The organism is Pseudoalteromonas lipolytica, assembly GCF_001306915.1.
GTDB classification, from domain to species: Bacteria; Pseudomonadota; Gammaproteobacteria; order Enterobacterales; family Alteromonadaceae; genus Pseudoalteromonas; species Pseudoalteromonas simplex.
Map to the genome: position 1 here is coordinate 79,060 of NZ_LJTC01000010.1, position 19,040 is coordinate 98,099.

The window sequence follows — 19,040 nt, forward strand, 5'->3', positions numbered from 1 at the left end:
ATTGTTCTCTATTTGGCTGTTTTGAGAGAGTTTAACAGAACTCGTACGCGGTTTTTGCGATTTTGGTTATATGATTGCTGTTGATAACGTACTTCGATGATTATTTGCTCAAACTCACTTAAATATGCCTCTGTTCTAGGCTTTTGCTGTTTAATTAAAGCAATATTTTGCAGTGGCGTGTTGGTATCAACTGGCTCAATGCCTTGCTTTTTTGCCCACAGGTATAGCTTAGTGATGTCATCAACCAGCGGCTCTCTACTTCGAATAGGGCGTTTGTTATATAAGAAATAGCCAGTAAAGCTTAGTAATAATGTACCTAACACAATTAAAGGTGTTAGCCATGCTGACTTATTGCCAAACAGAGAATCAAATAAACTTTGTTGTGATTCTTGGTCAAACGTAAGCACCCAGTTAGTCCATTTATAGTCGAGCTCTTCAAGGTGAATTCTAAGACAGTTTATTGCTTTAAAATGACTCCAGCGCTTTAGGCCAAAGTTAAGATTGTCGTTAAAGATTTCGTTTAAATCCCCCAGTTGTGATAACGAACCGTTTAAACGCTCCGGGGCAACAACAGCGGTAGCATCAAAAATATGCCACTTTTCATCAAAGAACACTTCGACCCAAGCATGTGCATCATATTGGTAAATGTTAAGCGTAGCGGCTTTAGTTTGTTCTCCGCCTAAATAACCCGACACAACACGGGCAGGGTAACCGGCAACACGAAACATAAATGCAGCGGTGCTGGCATAGTGGCCACAAAAGCCACGTTTGGTATCAAACACAAACTGGTCTAACGTATTATCACCATACATGGGTGTAGGTGTTAATGTGTAAGCAAACTGCTGCTGATTAAAGTAATCAAGTAGCGAATTAAAGTAACCTTGGGCATTCATATGCTCAGCAGCCAGCTCTTTTGCCAAAGCTGTTGTTTGTGGATTAGTTGCTTTCGGTAAGCGGGTGTATAAGCGTTTTTCAAATTCATTTAGGCTCAGCGAGGCTTGGCTACTCGTTACCGCGTATTTAATGTTTTTGTTTAAGTTACCTTTGCGTTTTAACAAACCATTGTAGGTTGAGTGCACATCAGAATTATCACTTTGCGCAAAGCCAACTGCAAAAAGCCAATTTGAAGATGAAGGCTCTGCAATAACCTGATAATTAACACCATTACTTTGAGTAATTGTACGGCGAATTGGGTTATATTGTTGCGATTTCAAAATGTCCGATATTAACCATTCACTGCCATTAAACTCATCATGAATAAGGCTGCGCCAGTAATAGGGGGCTTGTAAAGCTTGCTCTGGCTGTTGTTCTACCCGAAAAACTAAGTCATCAGATTCCGCTAATTTCGCAATAGAAAAGGGGTTAACCTGCTCTGATAACCCCGTTTTAGCAAGTTTTGGCCCCGGTAGCTGCCAAAATGCGGGTAGCTTAGGTAAAAATAAAATCAAAAATGCTGCTATGGGTAAGGCCAATAATATGGTTTTAAAACTTTGTTTGTTAGCAGCCTTAAAGCTTTGTGGGCTAGTTAAATAGCCAAGTACAGCAAAGTTAACAATATAAAGTACACTCACCACCAAGGTTTCGAACAAGCCTTGATGGAACAAATACACCGTTGAAAGGTTAAAAAACACCAGTAAACACACGGTTTGATACTGTTTAACGGTTTTCGCTTGTAGCAATTTAAAACTGCTAGCAAGTAGCATCATGGATACAAATAACTTGACAGTATCGCTCACTCCAACCAGAACAAATAAGGCTACTAAGCAAACCGCAGCCAAAATATTTGCCACCAGTCCATTTAGTTTTTTATAAAACTTACCTAAAAACAGGTTTAAAAAACTCAGGCCTGCCAATATGGCTAAGAATGGAGTCGCTACTTCAGTAAACAAAAGGCCACTGGTAACAATAAACAGCAGTGATAAAACAGTATTTATAAGCGGCGTATTCATACTTAAAACTCCGCTAATGCTTGCAAGCAGGTTGTTTGATGATAGATCCCTTGACCTTTCGAAATGTGTTTATTGGGTAAGGTTAACGAAAACGCCATTTGTTGGTCGGTTAATTGGTTCACCAAAAAACATAACTGGCTTAATCTATGCTCATTATTGCCACTCAACATATTGAAATTAAGCGCTAACTCTTGTGATGCATCACTGGTAAATTCTTTCGTTAATAGTTGCTGAGTTTTAGCGTAGTGTTTCCACGATACCTTATTAAGTGCTGTACCTTGTACAAAAGGGGTAAGTTGATAAAAGTCATCACTTCCGGCTTTAACTTGAGCGTTATCAACGTCGTGTTCGTCATTGTCATGGAGCTGAGTATCAAGCTTTTCAGCGGTGATAGGTTGTGGGTAAACATACACGGTTTCGGTTGGTTCAATGTAACTCCACACAGACACTAAACCAAATGGAAAGTGGCTAATGATTTTAATTCTATCAAAGCCATAAGTACCACGTTCACTGCATTTAAGTGCTATCTCAACGGTCTTTTTCTCGTTGTTTTGCAGTGATAAAGTTTCAGACTCAAGGTTGTCATTAACCAGTTTTATAAGCTCACAGTGTGATCGTGCGTGAATTTGAAAACGCGCAAAAGGGGCTTTTGGCGCATAACTTTCGTTTATTGACTGGTATTTAACCGACAAACCTCGCACATTTTTATAGCCGGTGAGTATCGCAAATACTAAAACAACCACCATTAAATAGGCCATGGCTAAAATCAGGTTATTTTGATAGTTAATGCCCATCACAAAGTTTAGTAAGGCAATTAGTAAAAACTGCCCACCAAGTTTTGAGGGTAATACATAAATCGTTTTATGTTGAAGCTCAATTTCGTTGGTTTTATGCTTGTTTTTTAATAACTTATTAAAAACGGACTGACGAAATTGATTAACAAAAGCAGGGCGCTTAAACATGTTTTATAAGCTTACAGGCACATGTTTAAGTGCATAGCCACTGTCACCAGTGTTTAAGCCAAGTCGGTGATCAGTGACACTTGGAAAAACCGCTTGTACATCTTCGGGCATTACAAAATCACGACCTTCAATATACGCCCATGATTTAGCAGCGCGGGCAAGCGCAATACTGGCTCTTGGTGATAATGGGTTTACAAAATGGTTATCTTGGCGAGTAAACGCAACGAGCTCAAGGATATAATCAACCACCGAGTTGCTGATCGTTACTTTATTAATTTCTTTTTGAATAACAGCAAGTTGCACAGGATTAATACGAACAGGCAAGTCGTCATAATTTCGGTTGTTTAAGCCTAAAATGAGGTTTTTCTCAGCGTGTTTATCAGGAAAACCTAAACTAATACGCATGAAAAAGCGGTCTAATTGTGACTCAGGTAACGGATAAGTACCAGATTGATGCACTGGATTTTGCGTAGCAATCACAAAAAATGGTGATGGTAGGGCGTGTTTAACTGAATCTACCGTCACTTGTTTTTCTTCCATTGCTTCTAACAGTGCACTTTGTGTTTTAGGACCTGCACGATTAATTTCATCTCCTAATACAACTTGGCTAAATACTGGGCCTTGATGAAATGAAAAACTATGTTCTTTAGCATCAAAGATGTTTGTACCCAGAATATCAGAAGGCAATAAATCGCTAGTAAATTGAATACGTTGATACGACAAGCCAAGAACTGCGGCAAGTGCATGAGATAAAGTGGTTTTTCCCATGCCTGGTAAATCTTCAATTAACAGGTGGCCTTCACTAAATAAACACGTAAGGGCGAGTTTGATTTGTTGTTGCTTACCAAAAATAACCGTTGATAGGTCATCGATAATGAGTTGGATTGTCGAATTCATAAACTACTTAATTTGTTATGGTTTCCATCAATTCTAGACGTTTCATAACAGAGTCGACTTTTTTTGCGTTGAATGGTTTGGCGATAAAACCTTTAGCACCTAATTCCCAGGTGTTTTGCACATTCTCAAGACTATTATGACCAGAGCACATAACAACATGAGTATGAGGATGGCGGTCATTTAAGTATTCAAGAATTTCCGTACCGTCAGTGTTAGGTAGTTCAATATCAAGAAAGATTACGTTAGGCGACTTTTCTTCAATTACGGTTTTAGCTGATTCAAAATCTCGACTTTCTAAAATATCGTCAAAACCAAGACCAGTTAAAATTTGATTTAGATAGTCGCGGATATCTTGCATATCATCGATTATCAGAATAGGTTCTAACGGCTTCACAAATTCCATATCGTTTACATCTTATCGTTACATCTCAAGTTGATAGTTTTAATATAAGTCATGAGATAACTAAGCTCAAGAAACAAGCACTAATAAAATGAATAATATGATAAAACACCGCCGCAATGTCCGATACCGTCTAGTATTGGACTTAGCATGCACAGAGAATAGGTATAGCTATGTATAGATAGATAATCACCCATAATTTATATTATGTTAAATCGTATTGTTCCCGTCATTTTGTCGCCAATTCCCCGTTCAATGTTAAAATCGTTTGTACCCGTTATTTTCATAAGTTTTCCACTTTTAGCTATCAATCAAATAATTTGATTGAAACCCTATTTAGCAATCTAAAAAAATCATCGTTAATTTTTCCGCGCAGGCATCGCCTACACACATTCGTCAAGGATTAAGGAAATAATGACTAATTTTAAGCAATTACTTTTTAGAGCTGGTTTTATGAGTTTCGGGCGATTAGACCGCCGCGCCGCAATGGAATTTTTATCTATAAATACGGAACGCACTCTTGAACGTTGGATTGCAAATGACAACCCATGCCCAAGGGCTGTTAAATTGCTACAGCAACGAATCGACGGCGCTGTGTCTAATCATAAATCGTGGGATGGTTTTTATATTTGTCGTGATGGTTATCTCTGGACACCACACGGTAAACGTTATGACTCTAATTTCATCAACAAGATTGAGTTTTTACAACGCTCTGTTCGTTATAACGAAAGCCACGTAGATGCCCTACAAGCTCAAATTGAACACTTGTATGACCTAGTTGAAGCCAGTGAAACCCTTAAAATCATTGGTAATGACTTAATCAAAATGAGTGATCAGCTTGCTCTAAAAGATATTGTTTTGAAGTATGGAGATAAGAAAACTGCATAAACAAGGCCGCATAGCGGCCTTTACATATGTTGAGAAAAGTCTTTAAAACGCTTCCAAGATACAAAGAAATTAAAAAATGAGTTAAGCGCTAAAAATATACCTATATTAATAACTAAGCTAATAATTTTAAAATCCGATATCGCTACCCCAGAAGGTATGAAAAGTACAATTAAGAAAACAAAGCAAACAGAAAGAAGTAAGCCCATTGTGTAATGAAGCCTATTTACCAGTTTTGGTAAGTACCCTGTTTTAGTAGTATTTTTCACGAGAGTATTATCTTTTGCAGACGCAAAAAGAGAAATTGATGCCATAACAAAACCCACCAAAATACCAGCAACTGTAGAAACTGCTGAAGCAATCGGCTGAATTTGGTTTTCTTTTAATCCATCAATTACAGGCCACATAAAAATGCTAGTAATCAAAGAGATAACCAAAATAGTTGTCTTTTTCTCTAATAGCAGTAGCATTTAATTATTCCAACCTATTCTCAATTGTTCCAAAGTAAGCAATCAAATCATCCTCCTTTGTATCTTTAGCATTTTCTAAAGCTTCCCACATCGCAACATTAGACGGATATCGCCCATTAACATGAAGTAATTCTGAATAAAAAAGCCTATCTGCTACTAAATCTACTGGATGCGTTACAAGTGTTTCTTGATTTTCCAATAAAAGCTTACACCTTTTGACATCAAATTTTGTTTGAAGTTCTCTTAAGGCCCCTTTTACTGTCCCTGCAAGGTAGCGTTCTTCTTTCACATCAGTTCTGCCATTACCTCGCATAGTTATATTAAGAACAGCAGTGCCGGAGGTTTGAAGGGATTTGATTATACCGTTAGTAAAGTCATGTTCAACGTCTTCAAAAATATCTGGATTTGTTGGTTTAGCGACTTGAAAGTCAGCGGTTCTGATCTGAACATTATTATCAGTCAACCATCGTATATCCTCTGTTGCTATAACTGGAGCGAGAGTTGATACATAACTCCCAACAGATAAGAATCGAGCGAAGTTTGAGAAGTGAATACATAAATGGTTTCTCTGTACTATAAGTAAAGAGTTTTCGTGATAATAATGAAAAAAAGTTTTTTCTAACAAATTTTCATTTTGTTCAAGCTCTAATTCCCTTTCCTCACCTCCTACTGTTGCAGCATGTGGTAGGTCACTAGTTCTATGTTTACCTATAACCCCCCTATAACCAAAATCAGTTTCTTCTAAAAGCCTTAGCTCATAAATGTACGAGCCTATTTCTTTTATTACATATTCATCAGCTTCTAATTTAGCTTTAAATTGTTGGAATATATCTCCAGTAGTCTGTGCTACAGCATTGTGAACTGAATTGAGAGTTGCAGTTTGGTAAAAATCGAAATTGTAGAACTTAGCCATAAATTCCCTTTAGTTATTATATTAATTTAAATTATTATAGCTGAACTCAAAAAAATTTATATGTAGTTTGACTTAAAATGCCGCTAACTAGCGGCATTTTAATGTTTATTTTAGAGCATCACTGAGAGCACTAACCAATTCATCATCAAGCTTATTTTCTGACTTTCTTGCTAAGTGTCTAGCTGTCGCCAAACAGACACGCTTTATAAATGCTTCTGTAAGTAATTTGGCTGCTAAATATTTACCTAATGTAGCAATCATAATTTATCCTGTAGTTTAGTTATATCTTCACCGTGTTTTTCAATTACACGCTTTATCCAAGTAATGTCTGTTTTCACTGCGGCAACGGTGGCGAACGCGCCACCAATTTGCACAATAACAATGAAAAGTAAGTTAATTGAGTTTGCATCGACTGTCATGCCCTACCCCTTAGCCGCTATCGTTATGGTTTCAGCATCAACTAAACCATCAATTAAAACGCGGTATTGCGGTTTTAATCGCAAATCAGCGTCAAAGATTTCGTTTAAATAGTCCTCATGGTCATCATGAGTTAATGACATAGCTTTCAACCACTGCATATCAACGACTTTATAGGTGTAATCAAGCTTTGACGGGTCAAGGTAAAAGCCCGCATTTGGGTAGCGAATATAATTGCTCCCATTAACAGCAAATTGGATTTCAGCCAGTATTTTGCTAATAGGCCGCGTTACTGGTGCAATAGCTTCACGACCACGCAAAACGATTTGTGAATACGCATAGTAACCGCCAAGTAATAACAGAATTGTTGACCAATTACGGTCTAAGAACTTAGCCATAGAACCCCCACTCAAAGCCCTGTGAAATTTCATCCATTGAATACGGGTTTTGTCCGTTTTCCATTTGAACCATTGCAGAAATGACAGACGGATAAGCGCTATCAGCTAAAACAGCATCACGCGGGATACCTGTTTCATCAGCAACAAAATTGATGTAACTTTCCGTGTGATTTTCGTGCTCACCACGGTCATTCAATGGCGGTGCCCATTCAGTGATAATGCTTTCAATCGTACGGACACCACGGCGGGCTTTAGTGCGCATAATACGCCCCGCAGCCCTGAACCCGTGCAATGCAGTTTCAAAAATAACAAAGCGCCCATCATCACCAACCTGACCAACCCAATTTTCGCGGGCTTCGATGTTTAACGGGTTGTTGTTTCGGATGCCTTTTGGTTTAAGCGCAGCGCTAGACGGGATAAACAAAAAACCCGCCAGTGCAGCAAACATCAATGGTAATTTAAAGCCTTTCATTAGTACGATTCCTTATAAGCGCGGAAAATCGCACGGTGGACATCTCTATCAATTTCGAGACCAACAACAAGCGCGTTGCGCACTCCTCTATCGTTGACTGAAAACACATATAGCTTGTTATTAAGCTCTAAGATGGTTGCAAGCTCACTAATATCAACGTCATTATTGAATGATGTAAATTTGGTCGGGTCTGTTTCACCCAAAGCCCAATAAACACCATTAACGTTATAAGCAACGGCTAAACGGTCTTTAAAATAAGTAATATCGTACTGACTGCCATCATTGAAAAACTCAGCAGCTGAAAGCACACCGTATTCTGTGTGTACCATGTGGCTAGAGCAAATCGGGGCTGCGGTAGGTTTTGCAGTGAATACAGCCCAATCACCCATAAAACTAGGGTCAGTATTTACAATTCCTTCAACTTCACCCATTAACACAAAATCAGTTAGAGCTATAGAACCTTTATAGACGTTGCTATCCTCGATAACCCAAACCGCGCCTGTGTTTTGGTCAATAAAGATTTTATCTAGTTTTAGTGGTTCGCCTGCTTTGATATTCGTGTCAACTTCGGTGAAATTTTCATAAGGGAAGCCAGAATCAGCCGTGTAAATTTTGCCTCGTTTTGTACCTTCTGCTCTATCTGCACCCACGATATAAACCTTACCTTTGTATTCATCGCAGCCAAGAGCAATAAAGGTATTTGGTGTTTGCATAGGCATATAAAACACCTCACCATTATCAATTTTACATAATCGCGTTTCATGTTCGGTGATACCTTCGTGCATTACAGAATAAATCACATCGTCTATTTCAAACATGCGACCTACTATGTTTTCGCCTTGAGTTAATGAAACTGTCGTGTGATCATTTGTTTTTGCGTCATAAATTCGAGTACCTGTATTACCACCAAAATACACTAAGTGGTCATTGATTTTACGAATAGTATGCTGGTCATAGTGAACAGGCTGTTCGATAATGTTCATATCATTAGTGTTTAAGGTTTTGGCTGGCGCTTCGTCAATGTATGCGCTTAAAGGCGCGGCGCTTTCATGAATATATTTTTCATTTGCCGCCATTGGAATGCCATTTTTCTTGCTAACACCTTCACCGCCTAACCACCAAGGCTTATCACATACAACCGTTACGCGTGATTGCGCCGTATCATAACCAATGATTTGTTGTCCGTGTCCGTAGTGCTCAGCCAAAAATGACGTTGCACGGCTGGCTTTAGTGCTTAATGCGTCATAGCTCAATTTGTGCTGTGATGCCCAAAGCTCTAATTTTTGGTCAGTCTCAGAAGTAATAACAAGAAGGTCAAACGGTTTACCTGTTTGAACATCAAAGCCCGCGCGGGCATCAGTTTCTAAAACTGGTTGCCCTTGCAAAGTTGCTTTTATGCGAAATTTACCTTCACAGTTCATCACCTTAATACAGTTACCCAACGTATTAATTTCTGTTACTTCATGTGGTTTTAAAAATTTAGTAATAAACATTATTTACTGCGCCCCATAATTAAAGCTAACGCCGTGACAGCACCAAGGCCAACGACGATATACATCATTGTTTTATTCGTACTGATAGCCAGTTGTTGACCATCTGAACGCATTGAGTTTTCAGCAAATTGCAGCGCTTGCTTGTGAGCCAATATTGTTTGGTCGCCTGCATCGCTATATGCTTCGCTTACTTCCTGTGTTGCACCCGCCGCAAGGTCTGCTGCAAGATTGCTGTTGTTTTCTATTGAGTAATACGCGAGATCAGCCATACCCTTATTCGCGCTGGTGATTGCTTCCGTTGTAGTTAATAGCGCGTTGTTAGCAAAGGCCGTGTTGTTGCCGTGCATTGTTTCTGCCAGTTCCGCAACACCACGCGCCAAATCAGCGTTTTCAGTCATCGACTTTTCAGCGAGATAATTTTGCGCATTAATGCTGTCAGCGGCTAAATTACCCGTGGTTAGCATTGCATCACGGCTAAGGCTCATTGCATCGTCAGTTACATTGCCAACCAATGAATATGCGCGTTCTTGTGAACGTTCCGCTACATCAAGTGCATCGCGACTAAAAGAAAATGCTGAATCTTGTGAGCGTCTATTAGCGTCCAAAGCATCACGACCAAAATCAAACGCTGAATCTTGTGCATTTGTGCCGAACTGGATAACGTCACCCAATGCGTCACCCACTGCCCCCATAGAGCTTGCAGCAAAATCAAGTGAATCGCTGTTAACATCGCGCGCATAATCAAACGCATTGCCTGTTACTGATTCGGTCATACGTGCGTTTTCAACTGCCATATCGCCCGTTAACGTCATCATTTCACGCTGATTGCCTGCCATATCGCCCCAAATATCAACAAGGCCATCAACTAGCCCCGCGTCCGTGGTGGTGATATTGTAAGAATTGCCGTTACCGACAGTCATAAACCCCGTGTTATCGCCTTGAACACCTAAAGACGTACTGGAGTTATTAGTTTGTTGTGAACTACTTGAGCGTGACTTACTACCCATTTAGCACCATCCTATAAACCGCATACCCACTCGGCGCGGTTTCAAAAAAATTAAAATTGCAATGCTTTAATAAGCGCTGTAATGCGGGGCGTTTGGTATGAAATAGGATTGACTTTAAATTGAGTTTTTCAGCAAGCCTTACCACCCAATAAGACGCCGCTTTTAGGTTTTTGCCCTCTGCACATACAACGGTTAAAGCGTTACCGTCTACGCGCAATACAAAGTACACACCTAAGATATTGACGAACCGTGACCGACCTTTTTTTACTTCGTCTTTGATGTAATCAAAATCAGCCTGCGAACCTGCCGCAGTGCTGATTTTGTGAAGGTCTTTTGACTCTAAAAAAGCAATCATTTTTTGAATAAAAACAATGCTAAGAGAGCGACTGCACCAATAATCATTAATTGATTGTTGTTGCTGCTTCCAAAGTTGATAGAACCACCTTGAAAACCAATATTAGCCGCTTGGTCGCCAGTTCCTGAACTGGCGGCGCTTGAGTTGCTGGCACTCATGCCGCCGCCACCCATTACTTAGCCGCCTTTTGTTTGCGAATGTAACCTTTGACAAACTCAGCTGCTACTGAGCCAGCGGCAGCAACGAGCACACCATATGCAAAGGCTTTTAGGTTTTTGCTTGTCATGACTTAGCCACCTTTAAAACAAGACCTAAAACAAGTAAGCCACCAAAGGCCATAATTACCTGTTTTTGTGGGAATCCGAAAACCATCGTTTCAGCGGGTTGCTGTACCGTTGTTGTTTTCGGGGCGTCTACAAGAACAGCCGCACCATTGTCTAGCTCGGTTGTGTTTTGCTGTTCCTGACGAGCTACACCAGCCGAGTTTTTAGCGGCCTGAATATTCTCGTATTGGGCGTAGATGTTCATTGCATTACCAAGGGCAGAGTTAACAAACCCGCCAAAGTTGCCCCACGCGCTTTGCGTGGGAGCACCTTCAGGGTAAGTTACTTGCCTGTTCGGTAGTGCTGCGGCATTTACTGCGCCCGATGCCGCACTTCCAAAGCCAAGTACCATAGAACCCCCTTAGAACGAGCTTTGCGCGAAGTTATCGAAGTAGTGAACAACGATTTCGGCTTGGCCTTCAACGTCACAATCAACACGTAAACGCATATCGTTAATCGCAGGGTCAAGCATTAAACAGCCGAACACATCGCCGTCTAACATCAGGTCGATTGAGTGAGTATTGCTAATAACAATACGCTCATTTTGTTCAAGAATTGCGTTGTGTAGCGCTTTTGGAATGTGCTCACGCCATTTAACGTTATTGATTAAGAACTCAGCCGATTTAACGCCCGCTTTCTTGATTTCAATTAACGCAATGTAAGCACCATTTGGGCGCGGGATGTTTTCAACTTCATTCACACCTGCAGAAAAGTTATAGCGGAATGAGCGGCGCTTGAATAACCAGCCCGGTGCGGTAGATGCAGACTTTTCGGCGTAAGCTTTAATTGCTGGTGAAGCCGCGCTTTCATCAATATCAAACTTGATTTGACATAGTGATAAGCCAGCCGTACCCAGACCAAAGAAACGCTGTTCAACAAGCTGCGGCTGTTTAGAGCTTTTAATCTCTGAACGGGTAAAATGCATTGTCGCAAAGCCTGCAACTACTTCACGGTTGTAGTATGTGTTTTCGTTTAGAAGGTCTTGTAAAGTTGCGTATTCAGTCAGAGTTCGACCGTTTAATTCAACTTTAAGGTTTTTGATTTGTGCAGGTGTTACACCTGAGTATTCAAAGTGAACTTTGTCATACGTAAGGTTAACAGGCAGAGTAAGTGAAACTGTACCGCCAGCCGCTACGCCTGTGATTTTATTAAGTGGGGCAATATTGCGCATTTGCTACCCCCTTAACCTAAAACAATACGTTTAACAGGGCGCAATGCGCGAACGCTGCTGATAGCAGTTAAAAAGCCTAGCGTAATGCCTACAGCGATAAGAGTTTGTTTATTTACCATGTGGAAAATTCCTAATCTATTGAAACGAGGTTTAAAATTCGTTTTCAATAAATCAGGCGTTTCGCTCCACGGTCGATTTGGTTTCGCTCCCCCTATAGCGAAAAGAGCGAAAATTTCGCTCTTTTCGTGTGCTAAGTTACATTAAACTAATACGTGAGAATGTACTCGTGAAGCCCAAGCAAGAAAGTAACACCTGCTCCCATTAAAGTTGCGGATAAAATTATTACTATATTTTCCATTAACCCTGTAATTTCAAACATGTCAGTCAATACAAAAACATAAAATAAAAGTATTCCAATTGCGATTAATGTTAAACCAAGTGCTTCGTACAAAACTATCTCCTTTATAAAACGTATATGAGTACTATAGAGTATTAACCTCTATTTTTCTTAGTTCATCGAAAGTTATTTCATACTTATGACCGAAGTATTTGTTCTTATTATCAGTGCAAATGTAATATGGGGCAATATTTCCGATACCACCTCCAGATTTAAACAGGTAGTAGAGGCGTTGTTTTTTGAACCGTTCGTTTAACTGACTCAATCGCTTAACGTCAGATAATTCAGCATCTAGTTCATTCGCTATCAATTTTGCATCATGCGTTGATTCTTGAGCGCCTAAGACTTTGCGCGGTGAGTTGTTCCAAATGGTTTTTGGTACTTCCTGCGAACGCTGAAAAATGGTGTGAAGCACCAAACCAAATTTACGACCACCTGTAGCCAGTTCGCCAATTATGGTTTCGTCTTTACCCGCTGTGCTCGCCAGTTTTGCCAGCTCTTCAATGATTACGTGTAACTCTCTATTACCATCAGCCGCAGTCCACATTAATTGCCCGAACCAGTGCAATTCTGCTACCCGTGCATCTTTAAGTTGTGAGCCTTTAAGGATTGGGCTGAACGTTGGCTGATAGGCCAGTACAAATTTTTTGCCGCTACTCCACGCTTGGGTAAAAGCTCTGGCAAAGTCCGAACGTTTATTGAAGTGGTAAACAGTACGACCACCTAACCCATTAAAAGGGGATTTTTTACGTCCATCAAATTGATAATCGCCGTACAAATCAAATATTGCTACTTGGTCACCAACGAGGTTTAACAGCTTAACGGCGGTAGTTTTACCACCGCCAGTGCCAGCCAAATAACAAACGTGCTTTGCTTCTGCCGCGTTGTTAAAATTTACTGCCATTATGCCGCCTGTTTTTGCTCTGGTTCTTCTTGCTGTTCGCTTGCTTTGGCAAGTTTAATTTGTTTGTAGATAGACAAACCAGCCATTGCAACAACACCAATTAATTCAAGTTCTTCACGGTACTTAACAACCCACGGCGGGAGCTTCGCATCTTTTGCATACTTGATCACAACGGGTACTGTTTTTTGCGCAATAACTTGGCGCGTGTCGTTGTCGATAGTGACAGGAACACTAAACAATGATTCAGTAAAGCTTGCAGCGCTATCAACTAAAAAACCCGCTGTGAACTGCGCATCTTCATCTGTCATTTCTTCCGCGACTGTTACATCTTCATTGTCTGGTTCTTCATCGCTTCTGCTTTCAGGTTCATTCGATTGAGCCATAAACGCATCTAACTCTGAATAGTGAAAAGTTTCAGCCGCATCAGCGTTAGTTTCAGCTTGTGCTTGCTCTGATTCCTGCGATGGCGAAAAGGCCTGTGATTGTGCCTGCGATGAAGTATTTGAACCCATTTGAAGGTTCGCCATTGCTTGTGATAGAACGGTTGGTTTCGTGTTTAGTTCTGCTTGATTCGTCATTTGTTTCGGTCTCTTTAATATCATTGTTATTACTCTGAACAGCTTGAATTACGTGCTCTGGATGCCATTCATCAGGCTTTAATTCGTGCTGCATTTTCGGTGGTTGATTTACATTTGCTACAGTGGGCGAAAGTTCGCTATCAATAGCGGATAAATTCGCGTTTGGTTCGCTAATCGCTTTTTCCCATTTCGCTTGCAGTTTTGCCCCGCTTCGCTTATCCATTCCGCAGTTCGGGCAATGCAAATACAGGTATTGTTGCCCCGTTTTTTGACGGCGAATTGCTGCGAAACCGTCACAAGCTTCACATCTGATAGCGCCTAAATCGGGGTTAGCTGATTTCCCCTTAGTCGCCATAGTCACCACCATTTAATTGAGTCTCAATGTTAGAAACGCGCAGTTCTAAGTCATACGCCCAAACCATCACATCATCAATTACTTGCTCCGCTAACTTGGCTTTTTTGCCCGCCTGCAAAGCGTTCATTGATTTTGCTTGCTCAATTTTGGCCTTGGCCTTATCTAATTGCTTACTCATTAAAACTTATTCCGTAGTCGTCAACGCGCTCATAGCGTGAATAAAAATCACAAAGCGCTGATATTGAATCGTCGTAACATTGGCGTGTTTTTCTGAGTAATTTATTAACGATGTTTTCCTCCTGTTTTTCCGCTTCTATCTCTTTGTCTATATCTGGGTTAGTTAACTTTGTGAAAGCGGTTTTCAACTGCCAACCACGAACCCCAATAGCCCAATCCATAAAGCCTAAAAATGCTGTTTTGTCTGCGAACTTAGCGACACCACCGCGAGCGAAATTGCCGTTAATTTCGTTTGAAATTTCGGTGACTTTTTCGCTAATGGTTTCGAGCTTTTGTTCAAGCTTTTCAATTAGATGTAATCGTTTTTCGCTAAACGTTTGTTTGTTGATGTTTTTTTGCTTTTCGATAAAGCCAATCGTTGCTTTTAATTCGTATTGTTTTGATGCTCTACGGCGGGCTTTTTCTTCTAACCCTTGCATGTATTCTTGTATTAGGCCGTACATGTGTTGTGCTTCATGAGTAGCGCAGTTTTCCCACGCTTCAGCGCGGGCATACTTCGAAATATTGTAACGATTACCGCGAATTTCGCCTTGCGAGCCTTCTGTGCCTTTGGTCATATAACCAAGCGCTTTTAATAAATAGGTGGCTGCTGCCTTGGCGTTTTTAATACGCTCAATCGTCACAAAGCCTTGCCCCCAGTGGCGCTCAATATTCGCTGCCCACTCGTGAAAATAAACAGGCTCTACATTCCAACGCATAAGTACATGAGCGTGATAGTTTTGTTCACCAACACATTCAATTACATGCTTTTCACCGTTCCATTCATATGTTTTAGAGCCATGTTTTTTTGCAGGCGCTTCGGCTACCCAAAGATAATCAAATACAGGTTTTTTTGTGGCTGATTGCTCACATTCGATTGCGGTTACTTCCATTCGCTCATTTGTGATTGCGCGTTTTTCGCATTGCTCTATACATTCAACAATACCCCATGAGTAAAGCCTTTCGTTGTCGTGCATTAAGTCAGATTCAACACGACCGCTTGCGCCAACGCTTTGCACCTTACCCCATGGATATAAACGGTCATTTCGCCCTATACATTCAACTTTGCCCCATGGGTATTTTTTGCATTTAGGTGTTTTTGAGATATTCCCCGTTGCGATAAAACCGCGCTTGTGCATTTTTCCAAGCTTGTCGAAAAATGGGCTTAGTTGCTCGCCGATGGTTGCAAAGTCATACTTAAGCAAGGAAAAACGCCCACTTGCTACAATTGGGTTGTTATCTGCCATTTCAAAAACAAGCTTTTCGCCGCTTGCGTCATACCATGGTTTGATGATGTCGCCAGCTTTGCCGCCGCTCGCTTTTTTTAAGTGTTTTTCATTTAATTTTTTACGGGCTTTTTCATCTAGCGTCACAGTTAAAAACGCATTAAACCCGCCTTTAACGGCTTGCATGTATAAACCGCTGTCTATGATTTTTCCGCGAGCGCGACTACTGACTGTTTGTGTAATCCGGTCACCTGTATTCGCGTCCGGCGCATCACTTGCGCGGGTATTTTGAGTGCAAACAATGCGAAAACCATCACACCAATTGCGACTCTGGAAATGGGCGCGGGCTGTTTCATCAGCCTGTGTAACAGTGCTGGCAAAGTTGCCTTTGTCGATTTCTGCTACCTGTTTCGGTTTAATTTCACCTGTTTCAAGACAAAGAATTTCATCGTGATTGATGCCAAGACGCTCTGAACGCTGTTCAGGCGTTAAGTTTTTAAGGGCATGACTGTATAAACTATCAAGGCTTGAAGCCTTAGCAGCTAAAAGAGACTGTTTAGAACGTGGATTTTCGTCTCTTTTTTGCTGTGTCTGACTTTTGCGCCTTTTGACAAGCCTAGCTTTTCCTGCTTGCGCAGCCGCTACGCGGTAACCTAATTTATCGTCCCAAAGATCTTTTTGTTCGATTTGAGTAGTCTGGTTTGTTTTTCTTCCTGACTCTAAATAATCCAACCAAATAAAAGATTCTTCGATTTCTTGTTCTGTAGCTGGGCGAATTGAATCACGAAAAAAAGCGCCGTCTTTGGCGCTTTGAATAGAATCATTAATAATGTGTTCGGGGATATTAATTGACATTACAAATCCCCTTATAAATTTCGTCTCTTACTTTTACTGATGCTAATAAAGCACGTAAATTATTTGCATCGTTGTAAAAGTCTATTGCTTCTAGGTAATCAATATCGTTTTTTAAAAAATCACTCTCAGTTTGAGTAATGCAGCTACCAGATTCAGCAATAGTTTTAAGTGAATTGTAATAACCGTCGATACGTTCACTAACGATAGATTGCAAAGTTTTCATAGTACACCAGCCTTTGCAGCATAAGCCGCTGACCTAAGCGCGTCGTAGCGAATACATGAACCATCTTTGTAATTTCTTTCACGCTCAGCTTGAATTTGAATTTCTTTTTCACGGCGCATAGCTGCCAGTTTGCTTTTAAATTCGAGCTTTAATTGTGATGCTTTTCCCCTGGCATAATCCCAGTGATCCAAGTCGGTTTTTAATTCGTGAATTTCTGTACGGTATTGGCTCATGCTAAAACCCCTGCTTTTATAGCGCGTTGCTGAATTAAGCTTGCAGCCGCTAAATTTCCAGATTGTGCTTGAACCGCCATACCAAGGCGAACTGACATAAGAACAGCCATATAAGTTTTATTTTTTACACTAACAGGGGCGTTGCTAAAAATACGGATAAGTACAAATAGCTCTTTTAATTCTTCAACTTTCTTTCGTTTGTGTTTGAAATGAGTACCAGCTTTTAATTGACACATAATCTCACCTTGGCGTGTGGTTTAACTTTTCGGTTCTGTTCATCTTTGGCTAAGTGATGGGCGACTACCTTTAACCGGTAGCCGCCTGATACACGCCAATGTACAAACACCTTCCACAGTCGGGCGACTGCTTCGGTGGAGATATTAGTCACTAACATCGTACTACGTCAATGGCGTCGGACTGATGCAATAGCCATTGACTATGTCTATAATCAAATAACCGACACGCCAAGACGGACACTAAAAGATATGAAAATAACCTCTTCGTTAGAACTACTAGATTGGTTTAAAAGCGTTGCAGATATTGACTCTGACTACATGGTCAGCAAATTAACAGGTATTCCAAAACAGACCTTAAGCACTGTAAGAACGAAGAACGCTGAGTTTTCAGACCTTACTGCATTAAAGTTACTTTTAGTTGGCGAGCATCCCCAACCCCTTGAAACTATGGCTCTTTTAGAGGCTTACAAGGCGGAAAGAAAGGGTAATGAATCAGATGCAGAAATTTGGCGTAAAAGCGTTGCATAGTCTTAAAACCGACTCCGATCTTTTGTCGTGTCAATTTGTCAAAAATGCCCGTCCCTCGCGGGCTGTAAGTGACAGCTACACTTACGATTTATATTATGTTAAATAGTATATTTATCTTTATAAGCAGGTTCATTAGTCGTTAGATTTTAAGGTTTTTTAGCCCCTTTTTGTTTAATATGGGTTTTCACGGTTTTATAGCTTTTTATGAAATGGTCATTTCTAAACGTGGCAATCTAAACATTTTAATTTCACTACCGCACCTTGGTTGTTTGTATATTTTTGAATATAGTAAGGAGTAATAATACTTTAAAGGATTTAAAGCTCGTATGTTAAAAAAGTTTTGGGATTGGATATTAGATTCTATTCGTATTGATGAAGATATTGCCCTTCATGAAATCCGAATTTTCTGGATTGTTGTACTAGTTCCATTTGGTTTTATTTTTTGGTTGTTTTTTTCTTTAACTCAAGACCTCATTTTAGATGGCCTTTACAATCCTCACGTATCATCAGAGTCACTTGCTTCTTTTATTAATTATTACGCATTCCCAATTACTCTTCTTACAATACCAGTTACCTTAGCTGTTATGATCAATAGATTTCATTCATCGAAGCAAAAAGCCAAGAGCAACCGGTTAGTTGAACAAAATAATATGGCAAATAATTTTTATAACCACTACAAATATTTCATCGAGCATTGTGAAGCAATTAATGCTCGATTTGCATCAAGAGAAATTACTGTTAAACCTGAAGTTTTGTACAAAAAGATGTTTCCTCATTCTTCAATAAACAAGAATGTGAACGAAGTTGATATTTCAATAATTGACGAAGCTTTTAAGAGTTACGTTAGTAACTTTTATAACTTCATAAAGCATGAAAAGAACGTTGGTTTAAATGGAGTCTTCACCGAAATGAATGAATACAGTGAACCAACCGAAGGCCTTAAACTATTTTTTTAAAAAAAGAGTTCCTTTGTACATTAGAAATCCCTGTTTGATTGTTTCGACAAAAATCTCACAAGAACGTGAAATCTTTATACATATTCAAAATTGTCACGATTTAATCTTAATGTTGGTAAATTTTCATGGTGCTACTAACAGCATTCAACTTACAAACGAGTTAAATAAAAAATTTAGTGAATTTACAGACAAGCACTTTGATGAGAGAAAAGAGCATATTA

The 19,040-nt window shown here is 40.0% G+C and carries 28 protein-coding genes; 3 read left to right on the forward strand and 25 right to left on the reverse strand.

Annotated elements, in window-relative coordinates; genetic code table 11:
- Nucleotides 1–8: 8 nt before the first annotated feature.
- Genes AOG27_RS15140 through AOG27_RS15155 form a run of 4 tightly spaced genes read right to left on the reverse strand, consistent with a single transcriptional unit; the run spans nt 9 to nt 4,211 of the window.
- The gene (locus tag AOG27_RS15140; RefSeq protein WP_054553845.1) at nt 9–1,949 is read right to left on the reverse strand and encodes a transglutaminaseTgpA domain-containing protein; all 1,941 of its coding nucleotides are present in this window, start codon (nt 1,947–1,949) and stop codon (nt 9–11) included.
- Nucleotides 1,950–1,951: 2 nt separating this feature from the next.
- On the reverse strand, nt 1,952–2,911 hold the full coding sequence (locus tag AOG27_RS15145) for a DUF58 domain-containing protein (RefSeq protein WP_054553846.1): 960 nt from the start codon (nt 2,909–2,911) through the stop codon (nt 1,952–1,954).
- A gap of 3 nt (nt 2,912–2,914) precedes the next feature.
- Nucleotides 2,915–3,808, reverse strand: coding sequence for an AAA family ATPase (locus tag AOG27_RS15150; protein WP_054553847.1), 894 nt, complete (start codon nt 3,806–3,808; stop codon nt 2,915–2,917).
- Between the two features lie 7 nt (nt 3,809–3,815).
- Nucleotides 3,816–4,211, reverse strand: coding sequence for a response regulator (locus AOG27_RS15155; RefSeq protein WP_054553848.1), 396 nt, complete (start codon nt 4,209–4,211; stop codon nt 3,816–3,818).
- Between the two features lie 411 nt (nt 4,212–4,622).
- Between AOG27_RS15155 and AOG27_RS15160 the strand changes: the two genes are divergently transcribed.
- Nucleotides 4,623–5,096, forward strand: coding sequence for a DUF3653 domain-containing protein (locus tag AOG27_RS15160; protein WP_054553849.1), 474 nt, complete (start codon nt 4,623–4,625; stop codon nt 5,094–5,096).
- A 20-nt stretch (nt 5,097–5,116) separates the two neighbouring features.
- Here AOG27_RS15160 and AOG27_RS15165 read toward each other — a convergent pair whose 3' ends face one another.
- From AOG27_RS15165 to AOG27_RS15250, 21 genes are all read right to left on the reverse strand, one after another.
- Entirely contained in the window at nt 5,117–5,563 is a 447-nt protein-coding gene (locus AOG27_RS15165; RefSeq protein WP_054553850.1) for a hypothetical protein, read from the reverse strand.
- Between the two features lie 4 nt (nt 5,564–5,567).
- Complete coding sequence (locus AOG27_RS15170) at nt 5,568–6,476, reverse strand: DUF6731 family protein (RefSeq protein ID WP_054553851.1); 909 nt, start codon at nt 6,474–6,476, stop codon at nt 5,568–5,570.
- A 105-nt stretch (nt 6,477–6,581) separates the two neighbouring features.
- Nucleotides 6,582–6,737 (reverse strand): hypothetical protein, encoded by a 156-nt coding sequence (locus AOG27_RS21620; RefSeq protein WP_200909109.1) that lies wholly within the window; start codon nt 6,735–6,737, stop codon nt 6,582–6,584.
- Nucleotides 6,734–6,895 (reverse strand): hypothetical protein, encoded by a 162-nt coding sequence (locus AOG27_RS21625; RefSeq protein WP_180310834.1) that lies wholly within the window; start codon nt 6,893–6,895, stop codon nt 6,734–6,736. Before AOG27_RS21625 ends, AOG27_RS21620 begins: the two co-directional genes overlap by 4 nt.
- A 3-nt stretch (nt 6,896–6,898) precedes the next feature.
- Nucleotides 6,899–7,291 (reverse strand): hypothetical protein, encoded by a 393-nt coding sequence (locus AOG27_RS15175; RefSeq protein WP_054553852.1) that lies wholly within the window; start codon nt 7,289–7,291, stop codon nt 6,899–6,901.
- The gene (locus AOG27_RS15180; RefSeq protein ID WP_054553853.1) at nt 7,284–7,763 is read right to left on the reverse strand and encodes a virion protein; all 480 of its coding nucleotides are present in this window, start codon (nt 7,761–7,763) and stop codon (nt 7,284–7,286) included. Before AOG27_RS15180 ends, AOG27_RS15175 begins: the two co-directional genes overlap by 8 nt.
- A complete protein-coding gene (locus tag AOG27_RS15185; protein ID WP_054553854.1) occupies nt 7,763–9,256 on the reverse strand; it encodes a hypothetical protein in 1,494 nt (497 codons plus the stop codon). Before AOG27_RS15185 ends, AOG27_RS15180 begins: the two co-directional genes overlap by 1 nt.
- A complete protein-coding gene (locus AOG27_RS15190; protein WP_054553855.1) occupies nt 9,256–10,263 on the reverse strand; it encodes a hypothetical protein in 1,008 nt (335 codons plus the stop codon). Before AOG27_RS15190 ends, AOG27_RS15185 begins: the two co-directional genes overlap by 1 nt.
- Nucleotides 10,256–10,618, reverse strand: a complete 363-nt coding sequence (locus AOG27_RS15195) for a hypothetical protein (protein ID WP_054553856.1) — start codon at nt 10,616–10,618, stop codon at nt 10,256–10,258. The genes AOG27_RS15190 and AOG27_RS15195 overlap by 8 nt, the downstream gene beginning before the upstream one ends.
- Nucleotides 10,615–10,776: an LPXTG cell wall anchor domain-containing protein gene (locus AOG27_RS21630; protein ID WP_200909110.1), complete on the reverse strand. Its 162-nt coding sequence runs from the start codon at nt 10,774–10,776 to the stop codon at nt 10,615–10,617. The genes AOG27_RS15195 and AOG27_RS21630 overlap by 4 nt, the downstream gene beginning before the upstream one ends.
- A gap of 124 nt (nt 10,777–10,900) precedes the next feature.
- On the reverse strand, nt 10,901–11,293 hold the full coding sequence (locus AOG27_RS15200) for a hypothetical protein (protein ID WP_200909111.1): 393 nt from the start codon (nt 11,291–11,293) through the stop codon (nt 10,901–10,903).
- A gap of 9 nt (nt 11,294–11,302) precedes the next feature.
- A complete protein-coding gene (locus AOG27_RS15205; RefSeq protein WP_054553857.1) occupies nt 11,303–12,112 on the reverse strand; it encodes a major capsid protein P2 in 810 nt (269 codons plus the stop codon).
- Nucleotides 12,113–12,377: 265 nt separating this feature from the next.
- Nucleotides 12,378–12,563: a hypothetical protein gene (locus AOG27_RS15210; protein ID WP_054553858.1), complete on the reverse strand. Its 186-nt coding sequence runs from the start codon at nt 12,561–12,563 to the stop codon at nt 12,378–12,380.
- A gap of 31 nt (nt 12,564–12,594) precedes the next feature.
- Nucleotides 12,595–13,413 (reverse strand): hypothetical protein, encoded by an 819-nt coding sequence (locus AOG27_RS15215; RefSeq protein ID WP_054553859.1) that lies wholly within the window; start codon nt 13,411–13,413, stop codon nt 12,595–12,597.
- Nucleotides 13,413–13,925, reverse strand: a complete 513-nt coding sequence (locus AOG27_RS15220; protein ID WP_161804358.1) for a hypothetical protein — start codon at nt 13,923–13,925, stop codon at nt 13,413–13,415. The genes AOG27_RS15215 and AOG27_RS15220 overlap by 1 nt, the downstream gene beginning before the upstream one ends.
- Nucleotides 13,849–14,346 (reverse strand): hypothetical protein, encoded by a 498-nt coding sequence (locus AOG27_RS15225; protein ID WP_054553861.1) that lies wholly within the window; start codon nt 14,344–14,346, stop codon nt 13,849–13,851. Before AOG27_RS15225 ends, AOG27_RS15220 begins: the two co-directional genes overlap by 77 nt.
- Nucleotides 14,336–14,524 (reverse strand): hypothetical protein, encoded by a 189-nt coding sequence (locus AOG27_RS15230; protein ID WP_054553862.1) that lies wholly within the window; start codon nt 14,522–14,524, stop codon nt 14,336–14,338. Before AOG27_RS15230 ends, AOG27_RS15225 begins: the two co-directional genes overlap by 11 nt.
- A complete protein-coding gene (locus tag AOG27_RS15235; RefSeq protein ID WP_054553863.1) occupies nt 14,517–16,643 on the reverse strand; it encodes a hypothetical protein in 2,127 nt (708 codons plus the stop codon). Before AOG27_RS15235 ends, AOG27_RS15230 begins: the two co-directional genes overlap by 8 nt.
- On the reverse strand, nt 16,633–16,866 hold the full coding sequence (locus tag AOG27_RS15240) for a hypothetical protein (RefSeq protein ID WP_054553864.1): 234 nt from the start codon (nt 16,864–16,866) through the stop codon (nt 16,633–16,635). The genes AOG27_RS15235 and AOG27_RS15240 overlap by 11 nt, the downstream gene beginning before the upstream one ends.
- The gene (locus AOG27_RS15245; RefSeq protein ID WP_054553865.1) at nt 16,863–17,099 is read right to left on the reverse strand and encodes a hypothetical protein; all 237 of its coding nucleotides are present in this window, start codon (nt 17,097–17,099) and stop codon (nt 16,863–16,865) included. The genes AOG27_RS15240 and AOG27_RS15245 overlap by 4 nt, the downstream gene beginning before the upstream one ends.
- Nucleotides 17,096–17,335 carry a hypothetical protein gene (locus AOG27_RS15250; RefSeq protein WP_054553866.1) on the reverse strand — a complete coding sequence of 80 codons (240 nt, stop codon included), beginning with the start codon at nt 17,333–17,335 and terminating at the stop codon, nt 17,096–17,098. The genes AOG27_RS15245 and AOG27_RS15250 overlap by 4 nt, the downstream gene beginning before the upstream one ends.
- A gap of 135 nt (nt 17,336–17,470) precedes the next feature.
- Here AOG27_RS15250 and AOG27_RS15255 point away from each other — a divergent pair, with 135 nt between their 5' ends.
- Nucleotides 17,471–17,863 (forward strand): hypothetical protein, encoded by a 393-nt coding sequence (locus tag AOG27_RS15255; protein WP_235523706.1) that lies wholly within the window; start codon nt 17,471–17,473, stop codon nt 17,861–17,863.
- Between the two features lie 326 nt (nt 17,864–18,189).
- Nucleotides 18,190–18,819, forward strand: coding sequence for a hypothetical protein (locus AOG27_RS15260; protein WP_054553868.1), 630 nt, complete (start codon nt 18,190–18,192; stop codon nt 18,817–18,819).
- The last annotated feature ends 221 nt before the right edge of the window (nt 18,820–19,040 follow it).

What these genes read in the sequence shown, in the direction of transcription:
- AOG27_RS15175 (WP_054553852.1), bottom strand. Translation starts at nt 7,291, where the DNA reads ATGGCTAAGTTCTTAGACCGTAATTGGTCAACAATTCTGTTATTACTT.
- AOG27_RS15150 (WP_054553847.1), bottom strand. Translation starts at nt 3,808, where the DNA reads ATGAATTCGACAATCCAACTCATTATCGATGACCTATCAACGGTTATT.
- AOG27_RS15170 (WP_054553851.1), bottom strand. Translation starts at nt 6,476, where the DNA reads ATGGCTAAGTTCTACAATTTCGATTTTTACCAAACTGCAACTCTCAAT.
- AOG27_RS15180 (WP_054553853.1), bottom strand. Translation starts at nt 7,763, where the DNA reads ATGAAAGGCTTTAAATTACCATTGATGTTTGCTGCACTGGCGGGTTTT.
- AOG27_RS15145 (WP_054553846.1), bottom strand. Translation starts at nt 2,911, where the DNA reads ATGTTTAAGCGCCCTGCTTTTGTTAATCAATTTCGTCAGTCCGTTTTT.
- AOG27_RS15160 (WP_054553849.1), top strand. Translation starts at nt 4,623, where the DNA reads ATGACTAATTTTAAGCAATTACTTTTTAGAGCTGGTTTTATGAGTTTC.
- AOG27_RS15155 (WP_054553848.1), bottom strand. Translation starts at nt 4,211, where the DNA reads ATGGAATTTGTGAAGCCGTTAGAACCTATTCTGATAATCGATGATATG.
- AOG27_RS15225 (WP_054553861.1), bottom strand. Translation starts at nt 14,346, where the DNA reads ATGGCGACTAAGGGGAAATCAGCTAACCCCGATTTAGGCGCTATCAGA.
- AOG27_RS15200 (WP_200909111.1), bottom strand. Translation starts at nt 11,293, where the DNA reads ATGGTACTTGGCTTTGGAAGTGCGGCATCGGGCGCAGTAAATGCCGCA.
- AOG27_RS15250 (WP_054553866.1), bottom strand. Translation starts at nt 17,335, where the DNA reads ATGTGTCAATTAAAAGCTGGTACTCATTTCAAACACAAACGAAAGAAA.
- AOG27_RS15235 (WP_054553863.1), bottom strand. Translation starts at nt 16,643, where the DNA reads ATGTCAATTAATATCCCCGAACACATTATTAATGATTCTATTCAAAGC.
- AOG27_RS15195 (WP_054553856.1), bottom strand. Translation starts at nt 10,618, where the DNA reads ATGATTGCTTTTTTAGAGTCAAAAGACCTTCACAAAATCAGCACTGCG.
- AOG27_RS15230 (WP_054553862.1), bottom strand. Translation starts at nt 14,524, where the DNA reads ATGAGTAAGCAATTAGATAAGGCCAAGGCCAAAATTGAGCAAGCAAAA.
- AOG27_RS15165 (WP_054553850.1), bottom strand. Translation starts at nt 5,563, where the DNA reads ATGCTACTGCTATTAGAGAAAAAGACAACTATTTTGGTTATCTCTTTG.
- AOG27_RS15205 (WP_054553857.1), bottom strand. Translation starts at nt 12,112, where the DNA reads ATGCGCAATATTGCCCCACTTAATAAAATCACAGGCGTAGCGGCTGGC.
- AOG27_RS21630 (WP_200909110.1), bottom strand. Translation starts at nt 10,776, where the DNA reads ATGAGTGCCAGCAACTCAAGCGCCGCCAGTTCAGGAACTGGCGACCAA.
- AOG27_RS15260 (WP_054553868.1), top strand. Translation starts at nt 18,190, where the DNA reads ATGTTAAAAAAGTTTTGGGATTGGATATTAGATTCTATTCGTATTGAT.
- AOG27_RS15215 (WP_054553859.1), bottom strand. Translation starts at nt 13,413, where the DNA reads ATGGCAGTAAATTTTAACAACGCGGCAGAAGCAAAGCACGTTTGTTAT.
- AOG27_RS15240 (WP_054553864.1), bottom strand. Translation starts at nt 16,866, where the DNA reads ATGAAAACTTTGCAATCTATCGTTAGTGAACGTATCGACGGTTATTAC.
- AOG27_RS15220 (WP_161804358.1), bottom strand. Translation starts at nt 13,925, where the DNA reads ATGGGTTCAAATACTTCATCGCAGGCACAATCACAGGCCTTTTCGCCA.
- AOG27_RS15190 (WP_054553855.1), bottom strand. Translation starts at nt 10,263, where the DNA reads ATGGGTAGTAAGTCACGCTCAAGTAGTTCACAACAAACTAATAACTCC.
- AOG27_RS21625 (WP_180310834.1), bottom strand. Translation starts at nt 6,895, where the DNA reads ATGACAGTCGATGCAAACTCAATTAACTTACTTTTCATTGTTATTGTG.
- AOG27_RS15140 (WP_054553845.1), bottom strand. Translation starts at nt 1,949, where the DNA reads ATGAATACGCCGCTTATAAATACTGTTTTATCACTGCTGTTTATTGTT.
- AOG27_RS15185 (WP_054553854.1), bottom strand. Translation starts at nt 9,256, where the DNA reads ATGTTTATTACTAAATTTTTAAAACCACATGAAGTAACAGAAATTAAT.
- AOG27_RS15245 (WP_054553865.1), bottom strand. Translation starts at nt 17,099, where the DNA reads ATGAGCCAATACCGTACAGAAATTCACGAATTAAAAACCGACTTGGAT.
- AOG27_RS21620 (WP_200909109.1), bottom strand. Translation starts at nt 6,737, where the DNA reads ATGATTGCTACATTAGGTAAATATTTAGCAGCCAAATTACTTACAGAA.